Below are 12,363 nucleotides of genomic sequence, written 5' to 3' on the forward strand. Positions count from 1 at the left end.
GGGCCTCAGCGCTTGACGGGCATCCATGCCCGTCACCTCCCTCCGCAAGCCCTTCGCTCGGCCTCCTGAAGTCGCAATCTGCGGCGCCTGAACTATCGCGCGCTTAGAAGCAAAAGCCGAAGCAAGAGCAAGAGTCTTTAGCTCAATGCCCCGCCGATGCCGGCCCCGCCTTGGCAGTAAAAGGTGGCTTGGCAAACCACACCAACAGGATCAACCCGGCAAACACCCAAGCCATCATGGTGAAGTAATCCACCGTCGACATCATGTAGGCCTGCCCGTTGAGTATCTGCTCCAATTTCGCGTAACTCTGTGGGTTTGCTCCACCCAGTTGCTCCAGCGTGTGCCGCGTGACCGGGTCGAACTGGCTGATGTGCTCGCTCAAGTAGGCATGGTGCTGGTCCGCCCGGCGAATCCAGATCCACGTCGTCAACGACGCCGCAAAACTCCCGCCCAATGTACGCAGGAACGTCGCCAGCCCCGAGCCATCGGCAATCTGGTGCGGCGGCAGGTCGGACAGCAGAATGCTCAAGGTCGGCATGAAGAACAGTGCCACGCCAATGCCCATGAACAACTGCACCAAGGCCACATGCTGGAAGTCCACCTCGCTGGTAAACCCGGCACGCATGTAGCAGCTGGCACCGATCGCCAGGAACGCCAGCCCCGCCAGCACCCGCAGGTCGAAGCGGTGCGCGTACTTGCCCACGAACGGCGACATGATCACCGGCAACAAGCCGATTGGCGCCACCGCCAGGCCCGCCCAAGTGGCGGTATAGCCCATCTGTGTCTGCAACCATTGCGGCAGGATCAGGTTGATGCCGAAGAACCCTGCATAACCCCCGACCAACACAATGGTGCCGACGCGGAAGTTACGGTGCACGAACAAACGCAGGTTGACCACCGGGTGGCGGTCGGTCAGTTCCCAGATCACGAACACCGCCAGGAACACTACCGAGATCAGGCTGCCAATGATGATGAACGACGACTCGAACCAGTCCAGGTCGTTGCCTTTGTCCAGCACCACCTGCAAGGCGCCGACGCCGATAATCAGCGTCAGCAGGCCGATGTAGTCCATCGGCTGGCGGCTGGTGACCACCGGCCGCGTACGCATCTGCTGGCGCACCACGGCAGCGGCAAACAGGCCGATCGGTATGTTGATGAAGAAAATCCATGGCCAGCTGTAACTGTCAGTGATCCAGCCACCGAGAATCGGCCCGGCAATCGGCGCCACCACCGTGACCATTGCCAGCAGCGCCAGCGCCATCCCCCGTTTCGCCGGGGGATACACCGCAATCAGCAGCGTCTGGGTCATCGGGTACAACGGCCCGGCGACCACGCCCTGCAACACGCGAAAACCGACCAGCTCCGGCATCGACTGGGCGATACCGCACAGGAACGAAGCCAGCACGAACAGCAGCGTGGCCCAGATGAACAACTTCACCTCACCAAAGCGCCGGCTCAACCAACCGGTCAGCGGCAAGGCAATGGCGTTACTCACCGCGAACGAGGTGATGACCCAGGTGCCCTGCTCGTAGCTCACCCCCAGGTTGCCGGAGATGGTCGGCAGGGCCACGTTGGCGATGGTGGTGTCGAGCACCTGCATGAACGTCGCCAGCGACAGGCCGATGGTGGTCAGCAGCAGGCTCGGCGGCGTGAACTGGGCAGCGGCGTTGTTGCTCATCGCTGGGCCGTCTTGCCGGTTGCGCTGTTTTCGTGGATCAACCGGGCGATCAGGTCGTCTGCCTCGACCAGTTGACGGTCATACACCTGGGTGGTGTAGCTGGCCTGCTGCGGTGGCTGTTGGGCCAAGGCCGGGCCGCTCTGGTCGTGCAGGTCGACTTCCACCACGGTTGACAGGCCAATACGCAGCGGGTGGTCCTTGAGCTGATCGGGGCTCAGGTGAATACGTACGGGCACGCGCTGGACAATCTTGATCCAGTTGCCGGTGGCGTTCTGCGCCGGCAGCAGGGCGAAGGCGCTGCCGGTGCCCGCACCCAGGCTGTCGACCGTGCCGCTGTACTTGACCTCGCTGCCGTACAGGTCAGCGCTGATTTCCACCGGCTGGCCAATGCGCATTTCACGCAGCTGGGTTTCCTTGAAGTTGGCGTCGATCCACACCTGGTCCAGCGGGATCACCGCCATGGTCGCGGTGCCCGGCTGCAGGCGCTGGCCCAGTTGCACGGTACGCTTGGCGACATAACCAGTGACCGGTGCCACCAGGGTGGTGCGGGCGTGATCGAGATAGGCCTGGCGCAGGTCGGCGGCGGCGGCCATCACCTCGGGGTGCGAGGACACCACGGTGTCATCCACCAGCGCGCTGCTGGTGCTGAGCTGCTGGCGCGCGCTGTTGACGGCGGCCTGGGCCACGCTCAGGTCATCACGAGCATGGGACAGTTCTTCGGCTGCAATCGCGCCGCTGTCGGCCAGCACCTTGCGCCGGTTGAAGTCCTGCTGCGCCTTGCGCAGTTCGGCCTGGCGCGTTTCCAGCTGGGCCTTGAGCGAATCGACGTTGCTGTACAGCCCGCGCACCTGGCGCACGCTGCGCGCCAGCTTGGCTTCGGCGGACTGCAAGGCCACTTCGCTGTCGGCCGGGTCGAATTGCAGCAACACCTGGCCGGCGTGAACCAGGTCGCCGTCATCGGCACCGATGCTGGTGACCGTGCCGGTGACCAGCGGGGTGATCTCCACCACGTTGCCGTTGACGTAGGCATCGTCGGTGCTTTCGTGCCAGCGCCCGACCAGGCTGAACCAGGCCCAGGCGCCAACGCCGGCAAGGATCAGCAGCAACAGCAGGCCAAGCAGCCAGGCCTTGCGTTTGCGAGACGGCTCGGGCGTGGCGGAGAGAGTCGGGGTGTCTGCGGGAGTGGCCATGACAATACCTTGGATAATTCGTGACAGGGTTCAACGATCGCCGAAGCGGCGGATCGTCAACGGGTCGCCGGCACCGAGCAGGACCTTGGCCAGCAGGCCTTCCAGGGTCTTGAGCTCTTCAGGTGCCAGCACGCCGCACAACTCGTTCATGGCGGCAGCACCGATTTCCGGCAGGCGGTCGGCCAGGCGCTGGCCGTCTGCCGTAAGGGCCAGGCGCACCTGGCGGCGGTCGTCGGCGCAGCGGTTGCGTACGATCAGCTCCTTCTGCTCGAGGCGGTCGAGCATGCGGGTCATCGAACCGCTGTCCAGGCCCAGGTAACGGCACAGCTCGGCCGGGGTATCCACCTGGTACTGGGTGACGATAATCAGCACCTTGAACTGCGCAGCGGTGACGCCCTCTGATTCGAGGTGCCAGTCGAGAATGCGGTCCTTGAGGATCGCCGCGCGGCCAAGCAGCATGCCGATGGCGCAGGTCTGGAAGTTTTCGGGGGAGAAATGGGCCATCGGCGACTGCTCGGGTAATTGTGTAAAAATATTACTGCCTAGGCAGTGAATGTCAAAGCTTTGATTAGCTTGCTATGGAAAATTTCATGATCTGGCGCTTCTGGCACCTGCCATGATGCCCCTTTGGAAACTTGCCCAAGCCTCTGTGGGAGCGGGTTTACCCGCGAAGAGGCCAGCAGCCCTGACACAAGGTCAACTGAGGCTACACTGGTCGACGATAGCCCCTGGTTGCCTGTACCGGCCCTTTCGCGGGTGAACCCGCTCCCACATGGACCGCGCCAGTCGCAGTTAAAGCGCTCGCAGGCCCAACGCCTCGACTGCCCCACAGGCAATGGCCATGCCCACCAGTTCCGCCAGGCTGGCGGCCTGCAACCGCTTCATCACCCGCCCCCGGTACAGGTCGACGGTCTTCACGCTGATGCCCAACTGCTCGGCAATCTCGCGGTTGTTCAGCCCTTGCGCCAGCGGCACGAACACATCTCGCTCACGCGGCGTCAGGCTGTCGATGCGCGCCTGTACCTGGGCCAGCGCCTGGTCGCCCTGGCGCGCCCGCCCGGCGTGCTCCAGCGCGGCTTGTACGCTGTCCAGCAGCAACTGGTCGTTGTAGGGCTTTTCGATGAAGTCGCAGGCGCCAGCCTTGAACGCCCGCACCACGATCGGCACATCGGCATGGCCGCTGACGAAGATCACCGGCAGTGCCAGCCCCCGCTCGCGCATCGCCTGTTGCACCGCCATCCCACCCAGCCCCGGCATGCGCACATCCAGCAGCACGCAAGCCGGCCCATCGTCGACGCAGGCGTCGAGAAACGCCTGCCCGCTGGCGAACGGCAAGGCCTGCAAGCCCACCGATTGCAGCAGCCAGACCGTCGAATCGCGCATACCCTGGTCGTCATCCACCACATACACTTTCGCTTGCACCACTACTCCCCCTTATCCCCTGCTGACCGCCAGCCGGCAGCACAGCACCAAACCGCCGTTGTCACCGGCCCGCGCCCACAGGCTGCCGCCAAAGCCCTCGATCAGGCTGCGGCTCATGCTCAAACCCAGGCCCAGGCCGTCGGCCTTGCTGGTGGTGAACGGTGTGAAGATTTCATCCAGGCGCTCGGGCGCCACACCCGGGCCCTGGTCGGCCACCTCGACCAGTACACCGTCGCCATCGCGCACGGCGCCAAGCAGGATACGTGACGGCCGCTCGCCATGCTGCTCGCGGTTGGCGTCGATGGCATTGCGCAACAGGTTGAGCAGCACTTGCTCCAGAAGTACCCGATCGGCGTACACCAAGGGCAACTGCGCACTCAGGCGCAGCTCGACGGCCACCTGGTCGCGCGCGGCTTCCCAGGCGCACAGGCGCATGGCTTCGCCGGCCACCTCGGCCACTTCCAGCGCTTGCAGGCGGCGTGGCCCTTTGCGCAGGAAGGCGCGCAGGCGGCGGATGACTTCGGCGGCATGGGTGGCCTGTTCGCTGATGCGCTGCAGGCCCTGCCCTACCCGCTCGCGGGCCTGTGGGTCGCGGTCCAGGCCTTGCAGGTAACGTTGGCTGGCGTTGGCGTAGTTGACCACCGCAGCCAATGGCTGGTTGATCTCGTGGGCGATGCCGGAGGCCAGCTCGCCCAGGGTCGCCAAACGGGCACTGTGCGCCAGGCTCTCCTGGGCCTCGATGCGCAAGGTGATGTCGCGGGACACGCTGACCACCTCTACCACCGCGCCGGTGTAGGTCTCGCGGATGGCCCGGCTGGCGATTTCGAACCAGCGGTAGCCGCCAGCAGCCTGGCGCACCCGGCAGGTCATGGTGTGGTAGCCGTCCTGGTCCAGCGCTGCGGCGGCCTGGCGCAGCACCTGGCGGCGCTCGCGCGGGTGCAGCAGGGTGTGCACGGCCATGCCGCGCAGTTGCTCGGGCCACAGGCCAAGCAGGCGGAATGCTGCCGGCGAAGCGTCGAGAAAGCGACCATCGGGGCTGTGCCGGGAGATCAGGTCGGTGGTGTTTTCGATGATCAGCCGGTACAGGCGCCGGGCCCGGCTGGCCTCGCGTGCGCCGTGGCGCTCTGCGCTGGCGTCACGGCAGCGCCCGAGCACCTGCTGGCCCTGGTCATCCGGAATGAACGTCCACAGCACGATGCGCTCGCCAACCTGTACCTCGACATCGGCAATCGCCCGATGCTGGCGCAGGCAGGCGCGCACCAGCGCGGCGCAGTTGGCCGGCAGCCAGTTGGCCAGTGCCGGGCCAGCATCGACCCAGGCCTGCAACGCCGGGTTGAGCGCCAGCGGCTTGGCGTCGGCAGCCAGCAACAGGCTGGGTTGTGGGTCCTTGGCGAGCAAGGGGTAAGTAGTCTGGTCCACAGTGGGCGGCTCGTTGTTATAGTAGTTTTACTATATTGCTATAGTCGATATTCCTACTACCATAGCGACTCGCGTAAAACTGCGACAGAGGGAGCGGTACACCGTCCGCCTCCCTGCACCCTGAACAGAGCTAACAATCAGCCACCGGGGGTCAAGCGCACAGGCTGCGCCTGCCTCCCCTACAGGATTACCGCATGTCGATCTATGCCCAGGGCCTGATGCCCGCTGCCGTCAACCATGTCGCCCTTACCCCGCTGAGCTTCATCGAGCGCACCGCCGCCGTGTATGGCAACTACCCCGCAGTGATCCACGGTGCCATCCGCCGCAACTGGCAAGAAACCTACCAACGCTGCCGACGCCTGGCCAGCGCCCTGGTGGGCCGCGGCATCGGCCGTGGAGACACCGTGGCAGTGATGCTGCCCAATATTCCGGCCATGCTTGAAGCGCATTTTGGTGTGCCCATGACCGGTGCCGTGCTCAACACCCTGAACGTGCGCCTGGACGCCGAAGCCATTGCCTTCATGCTGCAGCATGGCGAGGCCAAGGTGCTGATTACCGACCGCGAGTTCCACAGCGTCATCGAGGCTGCCCTGACCTTGCTGGAACACCCGCCCTTGGTGGTGGATGTGGATGACCCGGAATACGGCGAAGGCCGGGCGGTCAGTGCACTGGACTATGAGGCTTTCCTTGCCGAAGGCGACCCGGAATTTGCCTGGGAATGGCCCGATGACGAGTGGCAGGCAATCTCGCTCAACTACACCTCAGGCACCACCGGCAACCCCAAGGGCGTGGTCTACCACCACCGCGGCGCCTACCTGAACGCCTTGGGCAACCAGATGACCTGGGCCATGGGCCACCGCCCGGTGTACCTGTGGACCCTGCCGATGTTCCACTGCAACGGCTGGTGCTACCCCTGGACCATCACCGCCCTGGCCGGTACCCACGTATTCCTGCGCCGGGTCGACCCACAGAAAATCCTGACCCTGATCCGCGAACACCGGGTCAGCCACCTGTGCGGCGCGCCGATCGTGCTCAACGCCCTGGTCAACATGCCCGAGGCGGCCAAGGCGGCCATCGAGCACCCGGTGCAGGCCATGGTCGCCGGTGCTGCGCCACCGGCCAAAGTCATCGGCGCCGTGGAAGAGATGGGCATCCAGGTGACCCACACCTACGGCCTGACTGAAGTCTACGGCCCGGTGACCGTATGTGCCTGGCATGACGAGTGGGACGAGCTTTCGCTGGAAGAACGCGCACGCATCAAGTCCCGCCAGGGTGTGCGTTACCCGACCCTCGATGGCCTGATGGTCGCCGACCCGCAAACCCTCCAGCCGGTGCCACGCGACGGCAATACCCTGGGCGAGATCTTCATGCGTGGCAACACGGTGATGAAGGGCTACCTGAAAAACCCCGAAGCCACCGCCGAAGCCTTCCGTGGCGGCTGGTTCCACACTGGCGACCTGGCCGTGTGGCATACCGACGGCTACGTCGAGATCAAGGACCGGCTCAAGGACATCATCATTTCTGGCGGAGAGAACATTTCCACCATCGAGGTCGAAGACGCCCTGTACAAGCACCCGGCGGTGCTGGAGGCCGCCGTGGTGGCGCGCCCGGACGAGAAATGGGGGGAAACCCCGTGTGCCTTCGTTGCCCTCAAACCAGGGCGTGAGGACACCCGCGAAGCCGAAATCACCAGTTGGTGCCGCGAGCACCTGGCCGGGTTCAAGGTGCCCAAGACCGTGGTGTTCGGCGAGCTGCCCAAGACCTCCACCGGCAAGATCCAGAAGTACGTGCTGCGCGACCGGGCCAAAGCCCTGTGATCCCCTAGCGGCCCTTTCGCGGGTAAACCCGCTCCCACAGGGATTGCACAGAATCTGAGCCCTGTGCTGTTCCTGTGGGAGCGGGTTCACCCGCGAAAGGGCCTATCCTGATTTCTCCCTTTCAAGAGCCAACAATGACCTTCTACTCCGCCCCCCTGCGCGACATGCGCTTCGTCCTGCATGACGTGTTCAACGCCCCTGCCCTATGGGCCCGCCTGCCCGCCCTGGCCGAGCGCATCGACGCCGACACCGCCGACGCCATCCTCGAAGAAGCCGCCAAGGTCACCGGCCAGCTGATTGCCCCGCTCAGCCGCAATGGTGACGAACAAGGCGTGCGCTTCGACGCAGGCCAGGTCACCACCCCCGAAGGCTTCCGCGAAGCCTGGCACACCTACCGCGAAGGCGGCTGGGTCGGCCTGGGCGGCAACCCTGCACATGGCGGCATGGGCATGCCGAAGATGCTCGGCGTGCTGTTCGAAGAAATGCTCTACGCCGCCGACTGCAGCTTCAGCCTGTATTCGGCGCTGAGCGCCGGCAGTTGCCTGGCCATCGATGCCCACGCCAGCGAAACGCTCAAGGCCACCTACCTGCCACCGCTGTACGAAGGCCGTTGGGCCGGCACCATGTGCCTGACCGAACCCCATGCCGGCACCGACCTGGGGCTGATCCGCAGCCGCGCCGAACCCCAGGCTGACGGTAGCTATCGCATCAGCGGCAGCAAGATTTTCATCACCGGCGGCGAGCAGGACCTGACCGAGAACATCGTCCACCTGGTGCTGGCCAAACTGCCGCACGCACCCACCGGCGCAAAGGGCATCTCGCTGTTCCTGGTGCCCAAGTACCTGGTCGAGGCCGATGGCCGCCTGGGTGCACGCAACGCCGCCCATTGCGGCTCGATCGAACACAAGATGGGCATCAAGGCCTCGGCCACCTGCGTGATGAACTTTGATGGTGCCGTGGGTTACCTGGTCGGCGAGCCGAACAAGGGCCTGGCGGCCATGTTCACCATGATGAACTACGAGCGCCTGTCCATCGGCATCCAGGGCATCGGCTGTGCCGAAGCCTCGTACCAGAGCGCTGCCCGCTATGCCAACGAGCGCCTGCAAAGCCGCGCCGCCACGGGCCCACAGGCGCAGGACAAGGCTGCCGACCCGATCATCCACCACGGTGATGTGCGGCGCATGCTGCTGACCATGCGCACCCTCACTGAAGGTGGCCGGGCATTTGCGGCCTATGTCGGCCAACAGCTGGACCTGGCACGTTACGCCACAGACGCGGGCGAGCGCGAGCACGCCCAGCGCCTGGTGGCACTGCTGACGCCGGTGGCCAAGGCATTCTTCACCGACAACGGCCTGGAAAGCTGTGTGCTCGGCCAGCAGGTGCATGGCGGCCATGGCTACATCCGCGAATGGGGCCAGGAGCAGCGGGTGCGTGATGTGCGCATTGCGCAGATCTATGAAGGCACCAATGGCATCCAGGCCCTCGACCTGCTCGGGCGCAAGGTGCTGGCCGACGGCGGCCAGGCGTTGGCCAGTTTTGCCGCCGAGGTGCGGGCGTTCAGCGTGGATGCGCCGTTGCATCGCGAAGCCTTGCAGGCCAGCCTGGCGCGGTTGGAAGCTACCAGCGCCTGGCTGCGGGCGCGGGCTGGCGAGGATGCCAACCTGGTCAGCGCGGTGGCGGTGGAGTACCTGCAGCTGTTCGGGCTGACCGCGTATGCCTATATGTGGTCGCGGATGGCGGCGGTGGCGTTGGCCAGGCGTGATGAGGATGTAGCGTTTTACGGGGCCAAGCTGGCGTGTGCGGAGTTCTACTTCCAGCGGGTGTTGCCGCGGGGGTTGGGGCTTGAGGCCAGTATTCGGGCGGGTAGTGGCAGCCTTTATGGGCTGGAGGCGGCGCAGTTCTGATGGACCGCTGGGGGCGCTTTGCGCCCCTTCGCGACACAAGGCCGCTCCTACAGGGGATCGCAACAGCCTCGCGGGCGGCGCGGTCTCTGTAGGAGCGGCCTTGCCGGGGCGCCGGACCGGTCGGATGGGCTGCAAAGCAGCCCCCTACGATCTCTGCTTGCAAATGCTTGCGCGAAAGGTTCTCAAACGCCGAAAAACCATTGCAAATCCGACGAAAAACCGGCACAAATGATAGTCATTCGCCATTACGCCGGTTCTCGGGGGCCCTCTAGCAAGGGTAGAATGCGCAAAACCCGGAGCCGCAATGAACCACGACCGCCTCAATCCCAGCCCAGACGATGCCATCACCGACGCCGCCGCGCATTGGTGCATGCGCCTGCACGCCGAAGATTGCACAGCGGCCGAGCGCGAGGCCTTCGCCCGCTGGCTGGCGGCCGACCCGCGGCATGCCGAGGAATACCAGGCCATGCTGGAAATCTGGCAAACCGCCGACCTGCTGCCACGCAACGCCACCGTCATCGACTTCAACCCGCCGGTCAAACACGTCGCACGGCCGCGTAACTGGCGGCCGCTGGCGTCGGCTGCGGCCATCGCACTGGCGGTGATGCCGCTGGCCGGCTGGGTGGGCTGGGAACAGGGCTGGCTGCCCAATCATTACCAGCACTTCGAAGCCGCTGACCGCATGCAGACCGTGCAGTTGAGCGACGGCAGCACGGTGCAGCTCAACCTCAACACCGAGCTCACCTTCCTTAACTACAAGGACCAGCGCCAGGTCACCCTCAAGCGTGGCGAGGCGTTCTTCAAGGTGCAGCACGACAGCAGCCACCCGTTCATCGTGCATGCCGGCCGTGGCCAGACCCGGGTTACCGGCACCCAGTTCAACGTGTGGAAGTACCAGGACCAGGTAAAGGTCACCCTGGTGGAAGGTTCGGTGCTGGTGTCCAGCGACGGCAGTGCCGGCGGCTACCGCCTCGGCCCTGGCATGCAAGCCAGCTATCACAAGGGCGACTTCGAGCCGCAACTGGAACAGAGCGATGACTACGGCAACAGCCTGGCCTGGCGCAGCGGCAAGCTGGTGCTCGACAACCTGAGCCTGGAACAGGCGCTGCCGGTGATCAACCGCTACCTCGACGCACCGCTGCTGCTGGCCGACGCCAGCACCGGGCGCATCCGCATCAGCGGCATCTACAACACCCGAGAAGTCGGGCGCCTGGTCAACAACCTGCCCAAGGTGCTGCCGGTCTACCTGACCCGCAGCAAGGACGGCAGCACCGTGCTCAACCGCATCTCGCCGCCGCCCGATAAGGGCTGACGCCCTTCCCGCCTTACAAGGTCATCGCCGCCAACCAGCCGAACGCCAGCAGCGGCAGGTTGTAGTGGATGAAGGTTGGCACCACGGTGTCCCAGATGTGGTGGTGCTGGCCATCCACGTTCAGGCCCGAGGTCGGGCCCAGGGTCGAGTCCGAAGCAGGCGAACCCGCATCGCCCAGGGCGCCGGCAGTACCGACGATGCACACCGTGGCCAGCGGATCGAAGCCCAGTTGCACGCACAGCGGCACGAAGATCGCCGCCAGGATCGGCACGGTGGAGAACGACGAGCCGATACCCATGGTCACCAGCAGGCCCACCAACAGCATCAGCAAGGCACCGATGCCCTTGCTGTGGTCGATCCACTGCGCCGAGGTTTCCACCAGGCTCTTCACTTCACCGGTGGCCTTCATCACGTCGGCAAAACCGGACGCGGCAATCATGATGAAGCCGATCATGGCCATCATCTTCATGCCTTCGGTGAACAGATCGTCGGTGTCCTTCCACTTGACGATGCCCGACAGCGAGAAGATCAGGAAGCCGACCATGGCGCCGATGATCATCGAGTCAAGCAACAGCTGGACGATGAACGCTGCGGCGATTGCCAACCCGGCCACCATCAGGGTCAGCGGGTTGTACTGCACGCTCACCTGTTCCACCTGCTCGATGCGCGCCAGGTCGTAGTCACGCTTCTTGCGGTAGCTGATGAACACCGCCAGCAACAGGCCGACGAGCATGCCGGCGGCCGGGATGGCCATGGCGTGGGTGACGTTGACACCGCTCACGTCGACACCGGCGCGGGCAACGTTGGCCAGCAGGATCTCGTTGAGGAAGATGTTGCCGAAACCCACCGGCAGGAACATGTACGGGGTGATCAGGCCAAAGGTGATCACGCAGGCGATCAGCCGGCGGTCGATGCGCAGGCGGGTCAGCACGTACAGCAGCGGCGGCACCAGCAACGGGATGAAGGCGATGTGGATGGGCAGGATGTTCTGCGACGACACGGCCACCACCAGCATCAGGCCGATCATCAGCCATTTGACCTTGCCGCCATTGGCATGGCCCTGGCGGTCGATCATGGCCAGGGCGCGGTCGGCCAGGGCATGCGCCAGGCCAGACTTGGCGATGGCCACGGCAAAGGCGCCGAGCAGTGCGTAAGACAACGCCACCGTAGCCCCGCCGCCCAGGCCGCCGTTGAAGGCCTTGAGCGTGCCTTCGATACCCAGGCCGCCGACCAAGCCACCGACCAGGGCCCCGATGATCAGGGCGATGACCACGTGCACACGGGACAGGCTGAGTATCAGCATGATGCCGACCGCGGCGATCACTGCATTCATGGTTGGCTTACCTCATTGCGACAGAAAAAAGCGCGAACTCTGAAGCAGTGGGCGGCAGATGTCAAAAACGCCATGTTGCGGCGGATTTCACAGAGGCTGAATTTTAAATTGAATGTTTGAATAAAGAAAAAATGGGGTGGGCCGATACAGCGTGGGGTTGGGTGGTGCCTGGCTGGAGATTTCTGGTGCCTGTGAGATCGAGCGCCGCCCGCGCGGCGCTTCGCGGCTAAAGCCGCTCCTACGTTTGTTTCGGGCCAGTCCATCCTGTGCCGGGCGCGCGCGACCGCC

Annotated in this window: 10 protein-coding genes; 3 read left to right on the forward strand and 7 right to left on the reverse strand. The window is 64.7% G+C overall.

Features of this window, described 5'->3' with window-relative positions; translation table 11 throughout:
• Positions 1–142: 142 nt before the first annotated feature.
• From ACIP1G_RS31425 to ACIP1G_RS31445, 5 genes are all read right to left on the reverse strand, one after another.
• Positions 143–1,678: a DHA2 family efflux MFS transporter permease subunit gene (locus ACIP1G_RS31425; RefSeq protein WP_400744390.1), complete on the reverse strand. Its 1,536-nt coding sequence runs from the start codon at positions 1,676–1,678 to the stop codon at positions 143–145.
• The gene (locus ACIP1G_RS31430) at positions 1,675–2,868 is read right to left on the reverse strand and encodes an efflux RND transporter periplasmic adaptor subunit (RefSeq protein WP_400744392.1); all 1,194 of its coding nucleotides are present in this window, start codon (positions 2,866–2,868) and stop codon (positions 1,675–1,677) included. The genes ACIP1G_RS31425 and ACIP1G_RS31430 overlap by 4 nt, the downstream gene beginning before the upstream one ends.
• A 30-nt stretch (positions 2,869–2,898) precedes the next feature.
• The gene (locus tag ACIP1G_RS31435; protein WP_051094854.1) at positions 2,899–3,372 is read right to left on the reverse strand and encodes a MarR family winged helix-turn-helix transcriptional regulator; all 474 of its coding nucleotides are present in this window, start codon (positions 3,370–3,372) and stop codon (positions 2,899–2,901) included.
• A 288-nt stretch (positions 3,373–3,660) separates the two neighbouring features.
• On the reverse strand, positions 3,661–4,293 hold the full coding sequence (locus ACIP1G_RS31440) for a response regulator transcription factor (protein ID WP_400744395.1): 633 nt from the start codon (positions 4,291–4,293) through the stop codon (positions 3,661–3,663).
• Between the two features lie 9 nt (positions 4,294–4,302).
• On the reverse strand, positions 4,303–5,709 hold the full coding sequence (locus ACIP1G_RS31445) for a sensor histidine kinase (RefSeq protein WP_400744397.1): 1,407 nt from the start codon (positions 5,707–5,709) through the stop codon (positions 4,303–4,305).
• Between the two features lie 194 nt (positions 5,710–5,903).
• On the opposite strand from ACIP1G_RS31445, the gene ACIP1G_RS31450 reads away from it, so the two are divergent.
• From ACIP1G_RS31450 to ACIP1G_RS31460, 3 genes are all read left to right on the forward strand, one after another.
• On the forward strand, positions 5,904–7,526 hold the full coding sequence (locus ACIP1G_RS31450; protein WP_400744400.1) for an acyl-CoA synthetase: 1,623 nt from the start codon (positions 5,904–5,906) through the stop codon (positions 7,524–7,526).
• 134 nt (positions 7,527–7,660) lie between these two features.
• Positions 7,661–9,430, forward strand: a complete 1,770-nt coding sequence (locus ACIP1G_RS31455) for an acyl-CoA dehydrogenase C-terminal domain-containing protein (protein ID WP_400744403.1) — start codon at positions 7,661–7,663, stop codon at positions 9,428–9,430.
• Between the two features lie 304 nt (positions 9,431–9,734).
• Positions 9,735–10,742 carry a FecR family protein gene (locus tag ACIP1G_RS31460; RefSeq protein WP_400744406.1) on the forward strand — a complete coding sequence of 336 codons (1,008 nt, stop codon included), beginning with the start codon at positions 9,735–9,737 and terminating at the stop codon, positions 10,740–10,742.
• Positions 10,743–10,755: 13 nt separating this feature from the next.
• Here the strand turns inward: ACIP1G_RS31460 and ACIP1G_RS31465 are convergent, their stop codons facing one another.
• Positions 10,756–12,075 carry a Na+/H+ antiporter family protein gene (locus ACIP1G_RS31465; protein WP_400744409.1) on the reverse strand — a complete coding sequence of 440 codons (1,320 nt, stop codon included), beginning with the start codon at positions 12,073–12,075 and terminating at the stop codon, positions 10,756–10,758.
• 87 nt (positions 12,076–12,162) lie between these two features.
• Positions 12,163–12,363 (reverse strand): hypothetical protein (locus ACIP1G_RS31470; RefSeq protein ID WP_400744412.1); only part of this gene is annotated, 201 nt, incomplete at its 5' end.

This window comes from Pseudomonas sp. NPDC089392 (assembly GCF_044749595.1).
GTDB lineage: Bacteria > Pseudomonadota > Gammaproteobacteria > Pseudomonadales > Pseudomonadaceae > Aquipseudomonas.